Annotated in this window: 22 protein-coding genes; 9 read left to right on the top strand and 13 right to left on the bottom strand. The window is 75.3% G+C overall.

The window, feature by feature from the left end; all coding sequences use genetic code 11:
* Positions 1–18: 18 nt before the first annotated feature.
* The 7 genes from ACI783_RS00155 to ACI783_RS00185 are packed head-to-tail and all read right to left on the bottom strand — an operon-like array spanning position 19 to position 6,812.
* Complete coding sequence (locus ACI783_RS00155) at positions 19–1,506, bottom strand: complex I subunit 4 family protein (protein ID WP_457138559.1); 1,488 nt, start codon at positions 1,504–1,506, stop codon at positions 19–21.
* A 5-nt stretch (positions 1,507–1,511) separates the two neighbouring features.
* Complete coding sequence (locus ACI783_RS00160; protein WP_457138560.1) at positions 1,512–3,452, bottom strand: proton-conducting transporter transmembrane domain-containing protein; 1,941 nt, start codon at positions 3,450–3,452, stop codon at positions 1,512–1,514.
* A complete protein-coding gene (locus ACI783_RS00165; RefSeq protein WP_457078982.1) occupies positions 3,449–3,751 on the bottom strand; it encodes an NADH-quinone oxidoreductase subunit NuoK in 303 nt (100 codons plus the stop codon). Before ACI783_RS00165 ends, ACI783_RS00160 begins: the two co-directional genes overlap by 4 nt.
* The gene (locus tag ACI783_RS00170) at positions 3,748–4,299 is read right to left on the bottom strand and encodes an NADH-quinone oxidoreductase subunit J (protein WP_457138561.1); all 552 of its coding nucleotides are present in this window, start codon (positions 4,297–4,299) and stop codon (positions 3,748–3,750) included. The genes ACI783_RS00165 and ACI783_RS00170 overlap by 4 nt, the downstream gene beginning before the upstream one ends.
* A 4-nt stretch (positions 4,300–4,303) precedes the next feature.
* Entirely contained in the window at positions 4,304–5,236 is a 933-nt protein-coding gene (locus ACI783_RS00175) for an NADH-quinone oxidoreductase subunit H (RefSeq protein ID WP_457138562.1), read from the bottom strand.
* Complete coding sequence (locus ACI783_RS00180; RefSeq protein WP_457138563.1) at positions 5,233–6,471, bottom strand: hypothetical protein; 1,239 nt, start codon at positions 6,469–6,471, stop codon at positions 5,233–5,235. The genes ACI783_RS00175 and ACI783_RS00180 overlap by 4 nt, the downstream gene beginning before the upstream one ends.
* Positions 6,462–6,812, bottom strand: coding sequence for an NADH-quinone oxidoreductase subunit A (locus ACI783_RS00185; protein ID WP_457138564.1), 351 nt, complete (start codon positions 6,810–6,812; stop codon positions 6,462–6,464). Before ACI783_RS00185 ends, ACI783_RS00180 begins: the two co-directional genes overlap by 10 nt.
* Positions 6,813–6,889: 77 nt before the next feature.
* Here ACI783_RS00185 and ACI783_RS00190 point away from each other — a divergent pair, with 77 nt between their 5' ends.
* The 7 genes from ACI783_RS00190 (at position 6,890) to ACI783_RS00220 (ending at position 11,210) form a co-directional block, all read left to right on the top strand.
* Positions 6,890–7,261, top strand: coding sequence for an ArsR/SmtB family transcription factor (locus tag ACI783_RS00190; RefSeq protein ID WP_457138565.1), 372 nt, complete (start codon positions 6,890–6,892; stop codon positions 7,259–7,261).
* Positions 7,262–7,410: 149 nt separating this feature from the next.
* Complete coding sequence (locus ACI783_RS00195) at positions 7,411–7,599, top strand: hypothetical protein (RefSeq protein ID WP_457078995.1); 189 nt, start codon at positions 7,411–7,413, stop codon at positions 7,597–7,599.
* 68 nt (positions 7,600–7,667) lie between these two features.
* Positions 7,668–8,192, top strand: coding sequence for a DUF421 domain-containing protein (locus ACI783_RS00200; RefSeq protein ID WP_457078997.1), 525 nt, complete (start codon positions 7,668–7,670; stop codon positions 8,190–8,192).
* Positions 8,193–8,197: 5 nt separating this feature from the next.
* The gene (locus tag ACI783_RS00205; RefSeq protein ID WP_457138566.1) at positions 8,198–8,659 is read left to right on the top strand and encodes a cation:proton antiporter domain-containing protein; all 462 of its coding nucleotides are present in this window, start codon (positions 8,198–8,200) and stop codon (positions 8,657–8,659) included.
* Positions 8,656–9,183 carry a G/U mismatch-specific DNA glycosylase gene (mug, locus tag ACI783_RS00210; protein WP_457138567.1) on the top strand — a complete coding sequence of 176 codons (528 nt, stop codon included), beginning with the start codon at positions 8,656–8,658 and terminating at the stop codon, positions 9,181–9,183. Before ACI783_RS00205 ends, mug begins: the two co-directional genes overlap by 4 nt.
* A 33-nt stretch (positions 9,184–9,216) precedes the next feature.
* Entirely contained in the window at positions 9,217–10,431 is a 1,215-nt protein-coding gene (locus ACI783_RS00215; protein ID WP_457138568.1) for a pyridoxal phosphate-dependent aminotransferase, read from the top strand.
* Positions 10,428–11,210: a nitrilase-related carbon-nitrogen hydrolase gene (locus ACI783_RS00220; protein WP_457138569.1), complete on the top strand. Its 783-nt coding sequence runs from the start codon at positions 10,428–10,430 to the stop codon at positions 11,208–11,210. The genes ACI783_RS00215 and ACI783_RS00220 overlap by 4 nt, the downstream gene beginning before the upstream one ends.
* On the opposite strand, the gene ACI783_RS00225 is transcribed toward ACI783_RS00220, so the two are convergent.
* Both ACI783_RS00225 and ACI783_RS00230 read right to left on the bottom strand, forming a co-directional pair.
* On the bottom strand, positions 11,191–12,096 hold the full coding sequence (locus ACI783_RS00225; protein WP_457138570.1) for an alpha/beta hydrolase fold domain-containing protein: 906 nt from the start codon (positions 12,094–12,096) through the stop codon (positions 11,191–11,193). The two genes, ACI783_RS00220 and ACI783_RS00225, sit on opposite strands and share 20 nt — an antisense overlap.
* A gap of 5 nt (positions 12,097–12,101) precedes the next feature.
* The gene (locus ACI783_RS00230) at positions 12,102–12,668 is read right to left on the bottom strand and encodes a quercetin 2,3-dioxygenase (protein ID WP_457079009.1); all 567 of its coding nucleotides are present in this window, start codon (positions 12,666–12,668) and stop codon (positions 12,102–12,104) included.
* 101 nt (positions 12,669–12,769) lie between these two features.
* Here ACI783_RS00230 and ACI783_RS00235 point away from each other — a divergent pair, with 101 nt between their 5' ends.
* Entirely contained in the window at positions 12,770–13,702 is a 933-nt protein-coding gene (locus ACI783_RS00235) for a LysR family transcriptional regulator (protein WP_457138571.1), read from the top strand.
* A 21-nt stretch (positions 13,703–13,723) separates the two neighbouring features.
* On the opposite strand, the gene ACI783_RS00240 is transcribed toward ACI783_RS00235, so the two are convergent.
* From ACI783_RS00240 to ACI783_RS00250, 3 genes are read right to left on the bottom strand one after another with little or no spacing between them, the layout of a single operon-like run.
* Positions 13,724–15,385 carry an FAD-dependent monooxygenase gene (locus ACI783_RS00240; RefSeq protein ID WP_457138572.1) on the bottom strand — a complete coding sequence of 554 codons (1,662 nt, stop codon included), beginning with the start codon at positions 15,383–15,385 and terminating at the stop codon, positions 13,724–13,726.
* Positions 15,382–16,623, bottom strand: a complete 1,242-nt coding sequence (locus ACI783_RS00245) for a DUF3500 domain-containing protein (protein ID WP_457138573.1) — start codon at positions 16,621–16,623, stop codon at positions 15,382–15,384. Before ACI783_RS00245 ends, ACI783_RS00240 begins: the two co-directional genes overlap by 4 nt.
* A complete protein-coding gene (locus ACI783_RS00250) occupies positions 16,613–17,467 on the bottom strand; it encodes a fumarylacetoacetate hydrolase family protein (protein WP_457079018.1) in 855 nt (284 codons plus the stop codon). The genes ACI783_RS00245 and ACI783_RS00250 overlap by 11 nt, the downstream gene beginning before the upstream one ends.
* Positions 17,468–17,673: 206 nt before the next feature.
* On the opposite strand from ACI783_RS00250, the gene ACI783_RS00255 reads away from it, so the two are divergent.
* Positions 17,674–18,495 carry an IclR family transcriptional regulator gene (locus tag ACI783_RS00255; RefSeq protein WP_457079021.1) on the top strand — a complete coding sequence of 274 codons (822 nt, stop codon included), beginning with the start codon at positions 17,674–17,676 and terminating at the stop codon, positions 18,493–18,495.
* Between the two features lie 24 nt (positions 18,496–18,519).
* On the opposite strand, the gene ACI783_RS00260 is transcribed toward ACI783_RS00255, so the two are convergent.
* A complete protein-coding gene (locus ACI783_RS00260; protein ID WP_457138574.1) occupies positions 18,520–19,695 on the bottom strand; it encodes a glycoside hydrolase family 1 protein in 1,176 nt (391 codons plus the stop codon).
* Positions 19,696–19,890 lie beyond the last annotated feature (195 nt).

Here is a 19,890-nt window from a genome sequence, read left to right on the forward strand (position 1 = left end):
ATCACCGTAGAGCCCCCGTCACCGGCTCACCAGGTCCACGACCAGCGACGCGGCCGGGGCGATGACGTCCAGCAGCGGCCAGGGGACGACGCCGATGGCCAGGGACAGGGCCAGCAACCCGACGACCGGGACCACCTGCACCGCCCGCACGTCGGCGAACCCGACCGAGCGCCCGCGGGTCTCGCCGGTGAACACCCGCTGCAGGGCGCGCAGGAACAGCGCGGCGGTGAGCAGGATGCCCGGCAGGGCGATCGCCGCCCACGCCGTCGCCCCGATGCTGCCGGCGAAGATCTGGAACTCCGCGACGAACCCGCTGAACGCCGGGATGCCCAGCGAGCCGAACGCGGCGACGGCGAACAGCCCGGCGAGGACCGGCGCGCTGCGGGCCAGTCCGCCGTACTCGCCCATCGCGTAGGTGCCCGTGCGGTCGTGCAGCACGCCGGCGAGCAGGAACAACGCACCGGTGAGCAGCCCGTGGCTGACCATCTGGGTCACCGCGCCGGTGACCGCGAGCTCCCGGGCGGCCGTCCCGCTGCCGACCAGCCCGGCCGCGCCGACGGCCACCAGGACGTAGCCCATGTGGTTGATCGAGGTGTAGGCGATCATCCGCTTGAGGTCGGTCTGGGCCAGCGCGACCAGTGCGCCGTAGAGCACCGAGACGATGCCGACGGCGAGCACCACCCAGGCCGCGCCCTGCCAGGCATCGGGCAGCGCCGGCATCGCGATCCGGACGAACCCGTAGGTGCCCATCTTCAGCAGCACCGCGGCGAGCACCGCCGACCCGATGGCCGAGGCGTCGGTGTGCGCCGGCGGGAGCCAGGTGTGGAAGGGCACGGTGGGCGTCTTGATCGCCAGCCCGACCAGCAGCGCGGCCAGCACGAACCCGCCCGCGACCGGGGAGTCGGCCAGCGGTGCGGCGGCGACCAGCTCGGGGATGTCGAAGGTGTGCGGGGCGGCGGCCAGGTACAGCCCGATGAAGCCCAGCAGCAGCGCCAGGCTGCCCAGGAAGGTGTAGAGGAAGAACTGCAGCGCCGAGCGGCCGGCCTGCCGGCCGTGCCCCCAGCCGGCGATCGCGGCGTACATCCCGACGATCGACAGGTCGAAGAAGAGGAAGAACAGGATCAGGTCCTGGGCCACGAACAGGCCCAGGCAGGTGGCCTGCAGGGCCAGGAAGAGCGCGGCGAGCTTCCGCGGACGCCGCTGCTCGCGCAGCGAGTAGACCGCGCAGGCGCAGAAGACGACCGCGGTGAGCGCCAGCAGCGGCAGGGACAGCCCGTCGACGCCGACGTGGTAGCTGCTGTTCACCGAGGGGATCCACCGCGCCCGCTCCTCGTACGCCAGGCCGCCGTCGGCCGGCGTCTCGTAGCCCACGCACACGGCGATCACCAGCGCGAGGTCGGCGACGGTCACTGCCACCCAGGCCCAGCGGGCGGCGCTGTCGGACACCCGCACGAGGGCGAGCGCGGCCGCAGCGGCCAGCGGCAGGAACACGATCACGGTGAGCACGGGAACTACCTTCCGACCAGCAGGAGGGCCAGCGAGGCGGCGAGCACCACGGTGGCGAGGACGTAGTACTGGTGCAGCTGGCCGGTCTGCGAGCGGCGCGCGACCGCCCCCAGCCGCCGGGTGCCGGCCGCCAGGGTGTGCACCAGCCGGTCGGGGCCGGCCAGGTCGGCGCGCAGCACGGCACCGGCCAGCCGCACGGTCGACCGGCCGGCCCCGACCGTGGCGGGTGCGAGCGCACCGTCGTCGAACCGGCCCAGGGCGCCGGCGGTGCGCGCCGCCGACCTGCCGGTGCGGGTGACGGCCCGGGCGAGCACCCGGTCGTCGAAGCGGGCGCAGGCCTCGGCCGCGCGCAGCACCGGCCGCACGACGAGCAGCTCGGTGGCCCGGGGCAGCCCCAGCCACCCCGCCAGCCAGCCGACCTGCGCCACATGCCGCCAAAATGGCCATCTCGGCGAGGAGAGCAGCACGACGGCGACGGCGAGGGCCGCGGAGAGCAGCATCTCCCAGATCGCCGGGCCGGGGGCCTCGGCGTCGCCCAGGGCACGGCGCAGCGCGTCGCCGACCGGCGGCAGGGCGAGCAGCCCCAGCACCGCGGCGCCGGCAGCGAGCACCACCAGCGGCGCCTGCTGCAGCCCGCCCACCCGGCGGGTGCCCTGTTCTTCCGTGTCGTAGGCGGCGTCGGCCGGCGCGGGCCGCCAGACCAGCCACAGCACCTTGCCGGCGTAGCCGGCCGAGAGGGCGGCAGCCGCCAGCCCGGCCAGGTACAGGGCCAGGGACTCCTCCCGCGCACCGGCCAGCACCGCGTCCTTGGTGGCCCACAGCGACAGCGGGACGACGCCGGCCAGCGCCAGCGCACCGACCGCAGCGCAGACCCCGACCAGCGGCCAGCGCCGGGCGGCGCCGTGCAGCGCGGCCAGCTGCTTGGTGCCCAGTGCGCTCAGCCACGCTCCGGCCACCAGGAACAGCAGCGCCTTGGTGGCGGCGTGCGCGACCAGGTGCGCGGTGCCGCCGGCGACCGAACCCACGCCCGCGCCCAGGACGACGAAGCCGAGCTGGGCCGCGGTGGAGGCGGCGAGCAGCTGCTTGAGGTCGCGTTGGGCGACGGCCACCGCGCCGAGCAGCAGCGCGGTCAGCGCGCCGATCCAGGCCGCGGTCGGGCCGGCCCATCCGGTCGCCGCCAGCAGCGGCTCCATCCGCAGCAGCAGGTAGCCGCCCATCGCGACCATCGCCGCGGAGTGCAGCAGCGCGCTGACCGGGCTGGGCCCCTCCATCGCCGCGGACAGCCATGCGGTGAACGGCAGCTGCGCGGCCTTGCCCAGCGCCGCGACGAGCACGCCGGCGGCGGCGACGTCCAGCCACGGCCCGTCGGCGGCGGCCAGTCGGCCCAGCCCCAGACCGGTGCCACCGGCCAGGGCGGCGCCCGCGGCGAGGTACAGCCCGAGGTCGGCGGTGCGGGTGGTGAGGAACGCGGTCAGCCCGGCCCCGACCCGGTGCTGTTCCCGCCAGCGGAAGCCGATCAGCGCGTAGGAGGTCGCGCCCATCACCTCCCACGCGAACAGCAGCGTGGGCAGCGTGCTCGCGGTGACCGTGAGGACGACCGCCGCGGTGAACAGCAGCATCAGCCCGGTGAACCGGGCGCGGGCGCCCTGGTAGGGGGCACCGACGTCCCCGGCGGAGAAGAACAGCACCAGGAGGACGACGGCGGCGACCGCGGGCAGCACGACGGCGGCCAGCGGGTCGACGGCCAGCCCGAAGGCGGCACCCGGCAGGAACGGCGCCTCGGCCTCCGGCCCGGCCAGGGCCACGGCGACCGCCAGCGCCAGCACGACCGCAGCCGTGGCGACGCCGGCCGGCAGCGCCGTCCGGTCGGCCCGCCGGCCCAGCACGCACAGCAGCGCCCCGACGGCGGCGGGCAGCGCGGCCGTCGTCCACAGCAGGCCGGTCACTGGGCGAGGTCCGTGGCCATGTCGGTCATGTCCGACTGCTTCGCCCGGTGCAGCAACGTGGCGACGGCGAAGCCCATCGCCATCTCGACCGTCATAGCGGAGATGACCACGAGCAGCAGCACCTGGCCGTCGGGGGAGGGGGAGAGGAACCACCAGAAGGCGGCCGCGGCCAGGATGACGCCGTTGAGCATCAGCTCCAGCCCCATCATCACCATGACCACGACCTGCTGGGAGATCGCGCCGTAGAGCCCCACGCTGAACAGCGCGGCGGCCACCACCAGGACCGTCTGCAGGGTCATCGCCGCTGCCTCCGGCGCGGGTCCGTGCCGCGGAGACCAGGACCCATCCGGTCGTAGCGGCTGCGCGGGAGCGCCAGCACGAGGGCGGCGACGATGGTGGCGAAGAGGACCGGCGAGACGGTCATCATCACCAGCATCTTCGAGTGCATGACGGCCTCGCCCAGCGAGGTCACCAGGTCGGCGGCCGGTGCCCCGCGGCGGGTGGGCCAGTCGACGAGCAGCGCGCCGCCGGCCAGCACGACGAAGGTGCCGATCGAGACCGCCAAGGCCGGGCGCTTGCCGTGCACCATGCTCATCGGCATCAGCGCGGGGTTCATCCCCATGAACATGATCATGTAGATGGCCATGATCGCCATCTCCATCACCATCATCAGCACGGTGATCACGCCGAGGAACTGCAGGTCGAACAGCAGCAGGGCCAGGCCGATCGCGATGAACGACGCGGCCAGCGCGTAGGTGGCCCGGGCCATGGAGTCGACCCGGAACACGGCGACCCCGGCCGCCACCGCGATCACCGCGAGCACCCAGAAGACGATCCCGCTCAGCACTGCCTCACCCCCGGACCACGACGACGACGGACACGACCAGCAGCTGCAGCAGCGTCACCGGCAGCACCACCAGCCAGGCGGGTCCGACCAGCCGCTCCGGTCGGAGCACCGGCAGCCGGCGCCGCAGCGCGACCAGCACCGCGAGCAGCGCGGCGGTCTTGACCAAGGTCCACAGCCAGGCCGGCAGCAGCGGGCCCTGGCCCCCGCCGAGGAAGGCCGTGGCGCCGAACGCCGCGCCGGCGGTGAGCAACGCGTAGCGCCCGGCGGAGAGCAGCCAGCGATCGACGCCGGAGGTCTCCGCGAGCACCCCGCCGGCGGTCGTGGACCCCGCGGCCGCGGCGAACGGGCCCCAGACGGAGAAGGCGAGCACCGCACCGCAGAAGACCAGGAAGGCGACCGGCATCCAGACGACGAACCACAGCCCCTCCTGCGCCGCGACGAGGTCGCCGAGCCGCAGGCTGCCCGCGGCCACGGCCGGGGTGGTCAGCGCGAACATCAGCGGCAGCTCGTAGGCCAGCGCCTGCGCCAGGAACCGGAAGCCGCCGACCAACGCGTGTGCGCTGTTCGGCCCCCACCCGGCCAGCCAGACCGCGGCCCACAGCAGCACGTCCATCGCGTTGAACCAGACGACGCCCACCGCGAGGTCGGCGACCGTCCAGCGCCCGAGCGGCACCACGACCACCATCAGCAGGGCCGCGGTGAGCAGCCCGGCGCCACCGACCCGCCAGAGCAGGGCGTCGGCGGCCAGCGTGCTGCGGCGGCGCTGCCGGAACAGCCGCGCCGTCTCCGCGGCCGGGGTCAGGAGGCCGCGGGCCGGTGGGTGCCCGTCCGCCCGGGCCGCGAGGACGCCGTCCAGGCACGCGGCCGCCGCCGCGACAGCCAGCAGCAGCGCCGCCGCCAGCGGCACCCACGCGGAGGAGACCTGGTCGACCGTCACGACGCCGCCTTGGCCGGCGCCGGGGCGCGGTCGGCGGTGTCCAGGTCCGCGGTGTCCAGGTCCAGGCTGGCGACGACCAGGCGGGCGGACGCCAGGTCCAGCCCGGTGACCAGGTCGGCGACCTCGCCCAGGGTGGTCGGCCGCGCGGACGTCGTCCCGTACAGCCAGTGCAGCAGCCGGTCGTGGGCATCGCCCTCGGGCAGCGTGCCCAGCCCGCGCAGCGACGCGCGCAGCAGCCGGGACCGCCGGATCCGCCGGGCGAGCCGGTCGGCCTCCTGCTGGCTGAGGTCACCGTCCAGCGCGGCGTCGCGCAGCCGGGCGGCGTGCGCCGCGGCGTCGCCCCACCCGGCGAGGGCGAGCAGGGTGGCGACGGCGTCCCAGCGGCCCGCGGGGGAGCGGTGCACGTCCTGCCCGAGCGGTGGTTCCCCGTCGGCCGGCAGCACCTCCGGGATCGCCGCGACCACCAGGTCGCCCTGCAGCGTGGTGTGCAGCAGCAACCCGGCCGGCCAGTAGGGCATCACCGGGCCGAGCGGCAGGTGCAGCACGTCCAGGTCGAGACCGTCGGGATCGGTGAGCTGCTCGTCGCCGGCGCCGGCCAGCCCGATGCCGCCAGGCATCGGCATGTCCATGTCGCCGTGGTCCATGTCGCCGTGGTCCATGTCGCCGTGGTCCATGTCGCCGTGGTCCATGTCGCCGTGGTCCATGTCGCCGTGGTCCATGTCGCCGTGGTCCATGTCGCCGTGGTCCATGTCCCCGTGGTCCATGTCCCCGTGGCCGCCGTCCATCTCGTGGCCGTCACCGCCGGGGCCCGGGTCGTCGAAACCGGCCGGTTCGCCCGTGTCGTCCCTGGCGCGCTCGCCGGGCACCAGTGCGCTCGCGCCGGTGCCGGGCGCCGGCGCGGCGGGCCGGTCGGCGGCGTCCCGGCGCTGGGCACCGTCATCGGCGAGCTCGGCCAGTGCGGCGTCGAGCGCGGCCGCGGCAGAGGCCGGGTCGGACACCGCAGCGCGGGCGCGCGGGCCGGGCAGCTGGGTCCAGACGTGCTCGACCGCGGCCGCCAGGCGGGGGCCGGGGCGTCCACAGACGACCAGCAGGTCGGCGTCCGCCGGGGAGAGGGCGAGACGCCAGCCCCGGGACCGCACCTCCCGCTCCACGGCGCAGCGGGTCGCCGCCCAGCCGGGCACCTCGGTGACGAGCACCGCGGCCCGCCGGGTGGCCAGCCGGGTGATCAGACCCATCGCAGGGCACCCTCGCGCCAGGCCCACAGCACCCCGGCCATGAGGACGCCGAGCAGCACGAACATCTCGATGACGGCCGAGGTGCCGATCTCGGCGACGACCGTCGCCCACGGGTACATGAAGAGCATCTCGACGTCGAAGGCCAGGAACAGCAGGGTCAGCGGGTAGTAGCGCGCCTCGAACCGGGACAGCGCGTGCTCGGCGGGGCGCCAGCCGGACAGGAAGGGCAGCGCCGCCACGGCGCCGGGAGCGACCGCCGTCCGGCGGTGCACCAGGTGGGCGACGAGCGCGCCGCCGACGGCGAGCCCGAGCATCAGGGCAGCGCTCAGGTAGGCGGACACCTGCACGCTCCTCGGCGTCGGACCGGCTGCTGACCGGCGCCGCATACCCGTGCATCCACACGGGTAACCAACTCGCCGTGGATCACTCGCATCCCGTCGACCCCGACCGCGTGGCCGCCGTGCGGGCGCGCGTACCCGTACGGGACGAGGCCGCCGAGCTGACCGCCGTGCTCAGCCTGCTCGCCGACCCCACCCGTGCCCGGGTGCTCTACGCGCTCGACCAGGTGCAAGAGCTCTGCGTCGGCGACATCGCACTCGGGCTGGACGCGACCGAGGACGCCGTCGGCTACGCGCTGCGCCTGCTGCGCACCGCCGGCCTCGTCACCACACGGCGCGAGGGCCGGGTGGTCTACTACCGGCTGGCCGAGGGCTTCCCCGAGCCGCTGCGCGAGCACTGCCTGCGGAGCCTGATCGAGTTGCCCCGCACGCAGGGCGCCGACCACGAGTGAGGGCACCCCGGCCGGACCAGCGGATTGAGAGCTCGTGACGATCCGGCGACGGAGGCCGTGTCCGGGTGCGGGCCAGGCGCCCAGCAGGGCAGATTTCCTGATCACGAGGCAGGAGCCGGTCTCCTGCCCACTGCCCACGGGGGTGTTCCATGGCCGAAGCCGTCCTCGCCGCGCCCAGCCAGCGCCGAGCCCACCAGAGCGCACTCGCCCGGATGTCCTGCTGCCCCGCCTGCGCCGCGCCGGAGGTCGACGACCACCCGGGTGACTTCGACCCCGGGTCCTGGGTCGCCGCCCTGGTCTGCGGCGCCTGCGGGCACGAGTGGTCGGTGTCCTGCTGACCTGACCTGACCGGCACTCGGCTGAGGCCGGAGGTGCGACCGGCCCGATCGCGGGTAGCGGGCGGACCATGTGGTTCGACAGCTGGTCCGACCTGGGGCGCGTCCTCGCCGTCGGGACCTCCGCCTATGTGACCGTCATCCTCGTCCTCCGGCTCTCCGGCAAACGAACGCTCGCCAAGCTCAACGCCTTCGACCTGGTGGTCACGGTCGCGCTGGGGTCGGTGCTGGCCACGATCCTGCTCAGCTCGGACGTCGCCTGGGCCGAGGGCGCGGTCGCGCTGGGGCTGCTCGCCAGTCTGCAGCTCGTCGTCGCCTGGGTGACCAGCCGGCGACCACAGCTGCGGGACGCCGTCACCGCCCACCCGGCGCTGCTGCTCTACCGAGGCCAGCTGCAGCCGGACGTGCTGCGCGAGCAGCGGATGAGCGAGGCCGAGGTCCGCCAGGCCGTGCGGGCCAGCGGCCAGGGCGACCTCTCGAAGATCGCCGCCGTCGTGCTGGAGAGCGACGGCACCGTCAGCGTCGTGCCCGAATCGGCGCTGGGGGACGGCTCCGCGCTGGCCCAGGTGCCGGGCACCACTCCTGCCCGACACTGACCGACGTGGACTCGCTGGCGGTCTTCGGACTGCTGCTGCTCGGCGTCGTCGTCCTCACCCCGGTCGCCGACCGGATCGGCGTGCCGCAGCCGGTGCTGCTGACGATCTACGGCCTCGTCCTGGGCGTTGTCCCGTTCGTGCCCTCGCCCGACCTGCCGCCGGAGCTGATCCTCCCGATCGTGCTCCCACCGCTGCTGTTCGCCACTACCCAGTCGACCTCGCTGCGGGAGCTGCGCTCGGCGGCCCGCCCGATCCTCGGCCTCGCGGTCGGCCTCACCCTCGGCGGGCGCGGCGCACCGAGTCCGCGACGCCGTACGGCTGGCGGGAGTCTGCCGTCGCCTCCTGGGCGGGGATGCGCGGCGCGGGAGGCGGTGCTCGAGGCCCGCCGACAGGGCGAGGTGAGCCCGGCGGCCGCCGACGACGTGCTGTTCGACGTCGAGGCGCGGGCGCTGCGCTACGAGTCGTGACCACGCCGGAGAAGCCGCTGCCCGACGTGGTGGCCCCCGACCTGGACGTGCTGTTCTGCGGGATCAACCCCTCGCTGCGGTCGGCGGAGGTGGGGCACCACTTCGCCCGCCCGGGCAACCGGTTCTGGCCCGCCCTGCACCGGGCCGGGCTGACGCCCCGGCTGCTGACCCCCGCCGAGGACCGGGAGCTGCTGCAGTACGGCCTGGGGGTCACCAACGTCGTCGCCCGGCCGACCCGCACCGCCGCCGAGCTGTCCCGCGAGGAGCTCCGCACCGGCGCCGAGCAGCTCGCCGCGCTGGTGGCCCGGTACCAGCCGCGGGTGCTCGCGGTGCTGGGCGTGACCGCGTGGCGGGTGGCGTTCGACCGGCCGAAGGCCCGGTTGGGTCCGCAGCCCGAGCGGGTCGGCGGTGCGCTCACCTGGGTGGCGCCCAACCCCAGCGGGCTCAACGCCCACCACCAGCTGCCCGACCTCGCCCGGCTCTACGGCGAGCTGCGCGAGGCCGCGCGCACTGCCCCGGGCTGAGCGGCCGACGGCACCGGCTGGGAGGCTGCCCGCATGGGGGCAGGGGAGCGCGCGCCGCAGCTGGCCGGCCGGCTGCGCGGGTTCGGGACGACGATCTTCGCCGAGATGAGCGCCCTGGCGGTGGCCACCGGGGCGATCAACCTCGGCCAGGGGTTCCCCGACGAGCCGGGCCCGCCGGAGGTGCTCGACGTCGCCCGCGCCGCGATCGGCACCGGCCTCGACCAGTACCCGCCGGGTCCGGGGCTCCCCGTGCTGCGGCAGGCGGTCGCCGAGCACCAGCTGCGGTTCTCCGGGCTCACCTACGACCCGGACACCGAGGTGCTGGTCACCGCCGGGGCCACCGAAGCGCTCACCGCCGCGCTGCTGGCGCTGGTCGAGCCCGGCGACGAGGTCGTCGTCCTCGAGCCGATGTACGACAGCTACGCCGCCGCGGTCGCGATGGCCGGGGGAGTGCTGCGCCCGGTGCCGCTGCGCCCGCCACCCAGGGGTGGCCACTGGACCTTCGACGAGGCCGAGCTGCGTGCGGCGGTCACCCCACGCGCCCGGCTGCTGCTGCTCAACACCCCGCACAACCCCACCGGCACGGTGCTCTCCCGCGCCGAGCTCGGCGTGCTCGCCGACGTCGCCGTCGCGGCGGACCTGCTGGTGCTCACCGACGAGGTGTACGAGCACCTGGTGTTCGACGGCGCCGAGCACGTCTCCCCGGCCACCCTGCCGGGCATGCGGGAGCGCACCCTGGTGGTGAGCAGCGGCGGCAAGACCTTCCGCACCACCGGGTGGAAGGTCGGCTGGATCTGCGGGCCGGCGGAGCTGGTGGCCGCGGTCCGCACCGCCAAGCAGTACCTGACCTTCGTCAACGCCGGGCCGCTCCAGCCGGCCATCGCCGCCGGGCTGCGGCTGCCCGACGCGTACTTCACCGGCGCCGCCGCCGACCTGCAGCGCAAGCGCGACCTGCTGGTCGGTGGCCTGGCGGCGGCCGGGCTGCCGGTGCTCAGCCCGGAGGCCACCTACTTCGCCACCGTCGACGTCCGCCCGCTGCAGCCCGACGGCGACGGCGTGGCCTTCTGCCGGTCGCTGCCCCAGCGCGCCGGGGTGGTCGCGGTGCCGAGTGTGGTGTTCTACGACCCGGCGGACGCGCACCTGGGGCGGCACCTGGTGCGGTTCGCCTTCTGCAAGCGGGACGAGGTGCTCACCGAGGCGGCCGAGCGGCTCGCCCGGGCCGACTGGGACGGGAAGGGGACGCCGTGAGGATCGCCGCGGTGCAGCACGACATCGTGTGGGAGGACCGGGACGCCAACTTCGCCCGGCTCGGCCCCCAGGTGGCCCGGGCAGCCGGGGCCGGCGCGGAGCTGGTCCTGCTCACCGAGACCTTCTCCACCGGCTTCTCGATGACCCCGGGCATCGGTGAGCCCGCGGGCGGCCCGTCGGCGCGGTTCCTCGCCGCCCAGGCCGCCGAGCACGGCGTGTGGGTCGCCGGCACCTGCCCGGAGGTCGACGCCGAGGGTGGGCTGCCGTTCAACACCTTCGTCCTGGCCGGGCCGGACGGCGTCGCGCACCGGTACCGCAAGCTGCACCCGTTCGCGACCGAGCGGGAGCGGTTCCGCTCGGGCACCGGGCCGGTCACCGTGCAGGTCGGCGGCCTGCGGGTCACCCCGTTCATCTGCTACGACCTGCGGTTCGCGAACGTCTTCTGGGACGCCGCCCCGGTCACCGACGTCTACCTGGTGCCGGCCAACTGGCCCGCCGCCCGGCGGCAGCACTGGCAGACCCTGCTGCAGGCGCGGGCCATCGAGAATCAGGCCTACGTGGTCGGCTGCAACCGGGTGGGCACGGCCGGCGACGGCGTCGAACACGCCGGCGACAGCCGCATCGTCAGCCCCAGCGGGGAGCTGCTGGCCACCGCGGCCGGCGTGGAGACGATCGTGCTGGCCGACGTCGACGCCGCCGAGGTCACCGCCACCCGCGAGCGGTTCCCCTTCCTCGCCGACCGGCGGGGGGTGAGCCGGCTCAGCCGAACCGGTCGGTGAGGAAGGAGACGGTGCGCTCGAGCGCGTCTGCGGCGGCCGCAGGGTCGCCGAGCCACATGTGGTCGGCATCCGCGTAGGTGTGCAGTTGCACCGCGGTGCCGGCCGACTCCAGCGCCGCCGCCAGCCGCTCGCTCTGCGGGCAGGGGACGAACCGATCGGCCCGGCCGTGCAGCAGCAGGAACGGCGGTGCGGCGGGGGAGGCGTGCGTGATCGGGCTGGCCTGCTCGGCGAGCTCCGGCACGGTCGGCACCGGCGCTCCCAGCAGCTGGGCCTCCCGGCTGTCCGGCGCGTCCGGGTCGCCGCCGGCGTCGGTGGCCACCCGGGTCAGGTCGGTGGGTGGGTACCAGGCGGCGACCGCAGCCACCGCGCTGGAGGGGCCCGCCAATCCGACCTGGCCCTCGAGCGCCGGGACGTCGGCGGTCAGCCCCAGCAGCGCGGCCAGGTGCCCGCCGGCCGACTCTCCCCAGGCCGCGACCCGGCGGGGGTCGATCCCCAGCTCGCCGGACCGGGCGCGCAGCCACCGGACGGCGGCCTTCACGTCGTGCAGTTGAGCGGGCCAGGTGGCCTCACCGGAGAGCCGGTAGTCGACGCTGGCCACTGCGATCCCGGCGGCGGCCAGCTGCCCGAAGGGCTCCGCGCCGGGGTAGGCGGGGCCGGCCGTCCGCCGGCTGCCCAGCCGCCAGCCGCCGCCGTGCAGGAAGACCACCACCGGCACCGGTCCGGTGGCGTCGGCCGGGAGGTAGAGGTCCAGCTCCATCGGCCGCCACCCGGGGACCGCCGCGTAGGGCACCCCGGCGAGCAGCCGGGTGCCCCGCGGGCCCGGGACGGCGGGTGGCAGCGGTGCGTCGTGGGCGGGCGGGGGCAGCGGGAGGGCCGGCGCGGGCACCGGGCTCAGGCCCCGGCGTCGGGTTCGGGCCAGCGGTGCTCGGGCATGAACTGCATGTCGTGCTGCTGCGCGGCGGCCTGCATCCGCGGGAAGTCCGGGATGAACGGCGGCTGCTGGGCGGTGGCGTGGTCGGTCGCCGTGCCCATGTGCTGGAAGAACCGCTCGAACCCACCGGAGAGCGTGCCCATCATCCGGGCGTCCTCGACGATCTGGTACGCGTGGGCGAAGCCCGCCGGCACGTAGCCGAAGTCCCCCGGGGTGAGCAGCTGCGACTGCTGGGCACCCTCGGCGTCCTCGAAGAACAGCCGCACCTTGCCCTCGAGGACGTAGAAGGTCTCGTGGGTGGAGTTGTGCGAGTGCGTGGGGATGATCTCCCCGGCCGGGGACTCGCTGGTGACGATGCCGAACTGGTTGCCCGTCTCGTCGCCGGAGAGCAGCACGGTGAACAGGTCGGTGAAGAGCATGGCGTGCTCGCCCTCGCCGCGGCGCAGGACGTAGGGCACCGGCTTGCCGGGGAGCACGCCCTTCCACTGCGGGCCCTTGGCGGGGTCGATCAGGTACTCGAAGCTCACGGTGGTCTCCCGGGTCGACGTCGGTGTCGCGTCCAGCGTGACGCAGGCCACCACCCAGGTCGAGCGGGAAGAGCTGGACCGTCGTCCGGAGAATTCGGACGATGCTGGTCGTGGACCCGTCCGTGCAGGCGCTGCGCTGCTTCCTGACCGTGCATCGCACGCGCCACTTCGCCCGCGCGGCGACCGAGCTCCGGCTGTCCTCCTCCGCGCTGAGCGAGCAGGTGGCCAACCTGGAGCGGCAGGTCGGCACCGTCCTGTTCTCCCGGAGTTCGCGGCGGGTGGAGCCGACGCCGGCCGGGGTAGCGATGCTGCCCCACGCCGAACGCGTCGTGGCCGCGCACGACGAGCTGCGCGGGTGGGCGGCGGCCATGCGCGACGGCCGGCTGGGTGAGCTGCGGATCGGGTTCCTCGCCGGTGGCTGCGGCACGGTGCTCACCCCGGTGCTGGAGGCCGCGGTCAACCAGCTGCCGGAGTGGCGGCTGCACCTGCGCCGGCTCGGCTTCGTCGACGCCGTCCCGGCGCTGCAGGAGGGTGCGGTGGACGTCGCCTTCGCACCGGGGCCGGTCGACCCGCCGGCCGTCGGGCTGCGCGGGGTGGAGCTGCTCCGCGAGCCCCGCGTGCTGGTCGTCAACGCCCGGCACCGGCTCGCCGGCCGGTCCGCCGTGCGGCTGGCCGACGTGGGTGACGAGGTGCTGATCTCCGCCACCGGGGGCCGTGGCCCCGAGGCCCGGTGGTGGGCGGTCGACCCCCGGCCGGACGGCCGCTCCCCGGTGTACGGCCCGGTGGCGCGGGACATCGACGAGGTGCTGCAGCTGGTGGACGCCGACATGGGGGTGAACATCGCCGGGGCATCGGTCGCCGGGTACGCGACCCTGCCGGGCGTGCGGTTCGTGCCCATCGAGGACGCCGAGCCGAGCACCATCTGGTTGCTCGCCCGGGAGGGCGAGACGTCCGCGGGCGTCGCGGCACTGGAGTCGCTGGCCCGGGACGCCGCCGCCGCGCTGCGCCGCCGGACCGGACCCGCGGCGGGCTGAGAGCGGCGGCGCCGCCGCGGCTCAGGCCTGCAGTGCCACCGCGGTGGGCCTCGTCCCCGGCCGTTCCCCCACCGGGTGACCGACCAGCTGCCGGAGCAGCCGGTCGGCGTCGTCGGGCGCGGAGCCACGCCAGGCGACGTGCTGGTCGGGACGGACCAGCAGCAGGTCGGCGCCGTAGCGACCGCGGAGCCCGGCCACGCCGCTGAGGTCGAGGAGCTGCACCGGCACCCCGAGCCGCTCGGCGGCGTCGAGGACGCCGTCGGGGGCGCCGTCGGGGGCGGGGGTGAGGCGGACGAGCGTGAACTCCGGGCCCAGCGCGTCGTACACCGACCGGCCGTCGGGCAACCAGGCGTGGGGGAGCCGGGCGCCGGGGTGGGCCGAGGGCGTGAACGTCTGCAGCTCCGGCCCGGGCACCGGGGCGCCGTCCGGGACGACGACGGGGGAGTCGGGGTAGTCGTAGCCCAGCACCAGCCCGAGGCTGTGGAACTCCGGGTCCTTGACCTGCAGCCGCTGCACGAGCACGGCCCGCAGCTCCTGCCCGGCCGGTGTCTCCGCGTCGAGGTCGCCGGCGGCGAAGGACGGGGCCAGGAAGGCCTCCTGCGCACCGGCCGTGGCGATGGTGCGCTCGGCGACGGGACGTCGTTCGGGTTCGTAGCTGCCCAGCAGCGACTCCGGCGCCCACCCACCGAGCACCGCGGCCAGCTTCCAGCCGAGGTTGACCGCGTCGCCGACGCAGGTGTTGAACCCGTGCCCGCCCCACGGCGGGTTCAGGTGCGCGGCGTCGCCGACCAGGAACACCCGCTGCCCGCGGTACCGGTCGGCCAGCAGCATCCGCGCCGACCAGGGATCGGTGGCCAGCACGTCGACGTCGACGTCGGCACCGACGAGGTCGCGGACCAGCGCGACCGGGTCGACGCCCGGGGCGGTTCCGTCGACGCCCTGCACGATCGCCCACCAGGTGCCGTCGAGGTCCAGCCGGCCCATCAGCCCGCCGTGCCGCGCGCCGATCACCCAGTAGTGGACGCCGAGCGCGCACAGCGGCCGGGCGTCCAGGTCGCGGGAGCGGAAGGTGATGCTGACGTTCGGCAGCGTGCCGGAGGCCCCCTCGTACCGGGCGCCGATCGCGCGCCGGGAGATGCCGCCGCTGCCGTCGCAGCCGAGCAGCCAGTCCGCGGTCACCGTGGTCCGGGTGCCGTCGGGCGCCTCGACCTCCGCCCGTGCGGCGGCCGGGCCGTCGGTGACCGAGACGGCGCGCCAGCCCGCCAGCAACGTCACGGTCGGCAGCTCCCGCACGGCGTCGCGCAGGACCTGCTCGACCAGCGGCTGGGGCGCCTGCTGACCGGGCTCGGCGTACTCCTCCACCGGCTCGGGAGTCAGCCCGAACGCGTGCGGGAAGCGGGTGATCTCGTGCCCGAACAGCCCGGTGCAGAAGACGACGTCCTGCGCGTGCGCCACCGGTAGCGGGGACACCGCGCGCAGCCGGTCGGCCAGGCCCCAGCGGCGCAGGTGCTCCATCGTGCGCACGCTGGTGGTCTTGGCGCGGGGACGCAGCGGGTCCAGCTCGGTGCGCGGCTCGAGGACGAGCACCTCGACGCCCCGGCGGCCGAGCTCGATGGCCGCGGCCAGCCCGCTGGGCCCCCCGCCGACGACGAGGACGGGGACGCGGGCGGGTACGCGGTTCATCGGGTCTCCTGCCACTGCCGCACCAGGGCGCGGCCGTAGTCGTTGCCGTGCGGGGTGCGCAGCACCGTGTGCACGTGGAAGGGCTGGGGGGTGGCGTGGTCGAGGAACACGCCGCAGTGGTGGTCGAGCTCGGCGATCACCACCGGGGACTGGACGCGGTAGTAGAAGACGTCGTCGGGGCCGGAGCCGCCGATCCAGCTGAACCAGGTGTCGGCCAGGTGGGCACGGACCTCGCGCATGCGCGCGGCCCGCGGGCCGGCGGGGAGGAGCACGGAGAACCGCTCGACGATCGCGACGACCAGCTCGCGGGCCGCCGGGGGCATCTCGGCGACCCGCACGCCCTCGACGGGGATCACCCGGTTGTCCTGGAACGCGCCGGCGAGGTGCCGCTCGTCGCCGGGGTGCACCCGGCCCGGTGGCATGGCCGGGTCGACCATCTGCCGGTAGACGGTGGCCGCCTCGCGCTGGTCCTCGGGAAGGGCGGCCATCACCTGGCGGCCGAGGGCGATCCGGTCGTCGAAGGCGCGCAGCCCGGCGTGCGGTCCGGCGTCGATCTCGTTCGGCTCGGCGCCGAGGAAGACGGGGGAGAGCACCATCCGGCCCTGCACGACCAGGCAGTTGAGCGCGCAGTGGTGGCCGAACAGCTGCCAGCCCCAGGGGGCCACCGGGTCGGGCTCGCCGTAGAGGGCGATGTTGTAGCTGAACTGGTTGAGCACGGTGGGCAGGTCGACGACCTCGCCGAGGAAGCCGTTGACCAGCATCATCCCGTGGGCGAGCTCGTAGCCCTCCGGGGACAGCGAGGCGCGCACCAGCGCGAGCGCCTTCTCGCGGACCTCGGTCGGCTGGAACTCCAGCCGCAGGCCGGTGTCGAACTGGAGGAACTCCGGGTTCGCCCAGGTCTGCCACTCCACGGCATCGACGTCGAAGGAGATGCCCTTCCGTCCTTCGTCGTCCAGCGCGGCGAGCAGCTCGCGGGCGGCGGCGACCATCGCCTCGACCGGCGCCTCCTCGCCCGGCCGGGCCGGGTCGAGCGGGTACAGGCCCTCGCGCAGCGAGCCGTCCTCGGTGACGCCGCGGAACGGGTTGCGGTAGAGCGGGCGCCAGCCGGCGACCAGGTCACCGGTGAACGTGCCGCCGTGCGAGGCGACCTCGCGGTAGGCGTAGGGGTCCAGGCCCCGCACGTCCGCCAGTCGCGGGTGGTCGTGCGGGTAGAGGTACCGCCGGAACTCACCGGCCATGACGGGCCCCGTTCCCGACGACGGTGTTGGTCAGCACGCCGAGCCGGTCGACCTCGACCTCGACGACGTCGCCGGGCTGCAGTAGCCAGGGGGGCGTGCGGGAGTAGCCGACGCCGGACGGGGTGCCGGTGGCCAGCAGGTCCCCGGGGCGGAGCGTGAGGGTGTGGCTGATCAGCGACAGCGTGTCCCCGACGGGGTAGACCATCTGGTCGGTCGTGCCGTCCTGGACGGTCTCGCCGTTGACCCGGGTCCGCACCCGCAGCCCGTCGCGCAGGTCGCCGACCTCCGCGGCGGGGACCAGCGGCCCCAGCGGGCCGGAGCGGTCGCCGTTCTTGCCGAGGATCCACTGGCTGGTCAGCTTCTGGGCCCGCCGGCTGGTGAGGTCGTTGAAGGTGGAGTAGCCGACGACGGCGGCCAGCGCCTCCTCCGGCGTCGCGTCGACCAGGGGCCGCCCGACCCAGGCGACCACCTCGCCCTCCCAGTCCAGGCCCTCCTCGTTGCCCGGCACGGGGACCTCGGCGCCGTCGACGGTGAGCGACTGCGTCCAGCGGGCGAACAGCGTGGGGTACGGCGGGACCCCTTCGGCGGCGTAGGACCCCTCGGCGACGTGCTTCAGGTAGTTCAGCCCGATGCACAGCACCCGGGCCCCGGGCAGCACGGGCGGCACGAGCTCCACGGAGCCGCTGTCCAGCGTCGGGCCGGCGGGTGCGGTGGCGAGGTGGCCGTCGGGGTCGGCCCAGAACTCCTCCAGCGACGCGATCGCGGTCACCGTCCCGCCGTCCTCGGCCAGCGCGGCGACCTCGACTGCGGCGCCCTCGCCGCGGCGGATGCCGACGATCCTCATCGTTGAGTTCCTCTCGTGCGGGGTCCGGGCCCCGGCTCTGGGCGCGGCGCGGCTGCGCGACCGGGGTGCTCGGGTGGGGGGCGGGGCCAGCCGGGATGCCCGGGGCCGCCGTCGGTCCCGAGCATGGGTGACCCCGATCACCCGACCGAGGGGGCTTGCCATTGGGTGGCACGGTGGTTGGTGCGGGCGCCTGCCACCATGGCGCGGTGGACACCGTCGTCCCGGACCAGCCCCGGGCCCGTGGCAAGCGCCCCCCGCAGGGCGACCCCGTCATCGACCGGGCGCTGGCGCTGCTGGCCGCCTTCGACCCCACCCACCGCCGGCTCTCGCTGTCGGAGCTGAGCCGGCGGTCCGGCCTGCCGCTGAGCACCACCCGTCGGCTGGCCGAGCGGCTGGTGGCCTGGGGGGCGCTGGAACGCTGGGACGAGGGCGGCTACGTCGTCGGCGTCCGGCTGTGGGAGATCGCCTCGCTCGCCCCGCGTGGGCTCGGGCTGCGCGAGGTCGCGATGCCCTTCATGGACGACCTCTACGAGGCCACCCGCCACCACGTGCTGCTCGCCGTGCGGGAGGCCGAGGAGGCGGTGCTGGTCGAGCGCCGCTCCGGCCGGGTCGCGGTGCCGGTCGACTACCGGGTCGGCGGCCGCCTGCCCCTGCACATGACCGCGGTGGGCCGGGTGCTGCTGGCGCACGCGCCGCTGGCCGTGCAGGAGAGCGTGCTGGGCGGGGCTCTCGTCTCCTCGGCCGCTGATCCGGCACCGCAGCCGGCGGCGCTGCGGCGCACGCTCGCCGAGGTGCGCCGGTCCGGGGTGGCGGTGATCAACCGGCGTCGGCCGGCGCCGGTCGTGTCGGTCGCCGCACCGGTGCGGGACGCCGGTGACCGGGTGGTCGCCGCACTGTCGGTCGTGCTGCCCGCCGGCGGGGCGAACCCCCGCACCATCGAGCCGGCCGTGCGCGCCGCGGCCCGGGCGGTCTCCCGCGGCCTGGGTGCGCCGGCCGCCGCAGCGCAGGCCGGGGACGCCCGCGGCTGAACCGCGGGCGTCACCGGCCGGGCATCAGGCCAGGCCGTTGCGCCGAGCGACCTCGCCCAGCCACGCCAGGCTGGGCTTGGGGGTGCGGGCGAACGTCCGCCGGTCGACCGCGACCAGCCCGAACGTCGGCCGGTAGCCGAGCATCCACTCGAAGTTGTCCAGCAGGCTCCAGTGCACGTAGCCACGGACGTCGGAGCCGTCGGCGATCGCGCCGGCGAGGCCGGTGAGGGCGTCGGTGGTGAACCGGATCCGGTCGTCGTCGTCGGCGGTGGCGATGCCGTTCTCGGTGACCAGCAGCGGCGTGTCCGGCAGGACCGAGGCGGCGTACCGGACGGCCGCGCCCAGGGCCTCGGGGCGGCGCTCCATGCCGTGGGCGAGGGTCTGCCGGTCCGGCGGCGGGGCGACCAGCCCGTCCGGGCCGAACCGCTGCGCGGTGTAGATCTGCAGGCCGAGGAAGTCGTCGCCCGCCGCAGCGTGCAGGAACTGGTCCATCATCGCGGCTCGCGCGGTTGCCAGGTGCTCCTGGCCGCCGCCCTCGTCGATGTACTCCAGGCCGACCAGCGTCATGCCCGAGGGGGCCGCGCCCGCGCCGCGCAGCACCTCCGTGCTGCGGCGGTGCAGGCCGATCAGCGCCTCGGCGACGCCCTGGTCGGGCACCGGCAGGCCCTTGATCTCCTCGCCACGGCGGGCCATCGCCCCGATCACCGGCTGCACCGCCATCAGGTTGGGCTCGTTGATCGTGGCCACGTACTCGGCGTGTTCGACCGCGGGCAGCGCCAGCTCGGTGAACCGGGCGATCCGGTCTCCCGCCTTCGGCCCGGTCCAGCCGCCGTCGTGCATCATCCAGCGCGGCATCGTGAAGTGCACCAGCGTGACGATCGGGTGCAGGCCGCGGTCGCGGCAGCCGTCGACGATGCGCCGGTAGTGGTCCAGCGCCGCGCGGGATGCCTCGCCCTCCTCGGGTTCGATCCGGCTCCACTCCAGGCTGAACCGGTAGGTGTCCAGGCCGGCCCGCGCCACCAGGTCCAGGTCCTCCTCCCAGCGGTGCCAGGAGTCGCAGGCGTCGCCGCTGGGCTCGGCGAAGGGGGAGTGGGGCGCGTGCTCCAGCTCCCAGTGGTCGTTGTTGACGTTGCCGCCCTCCACCTGGTGCGCCGCGGTGGCGGTGCCCCAGAGGAAGCCGTCGGGGAAGGAGGTCGTCACGGGTGTGCCTCTCTCTGTTCGGTGCTGCCGAGGGCGATCTCGACCGTCGGGCCCAGTGGCCGGACGGCCGAGGTCCGAGGTGTGGTCGCGGCCACATGTCGGAGCGAGCCTCTGCCAGCCCATCCGTGGCCGTCCCGTGTCCTGCCGGTGAATGGCAGTGCAACGAAAGCGTGACCCGGACCACCAGCTCGTTGA

The sequence above is a fragment of the Modestobacter sp. SYSU DS0511 genome, from assembly GCF_054050755.1.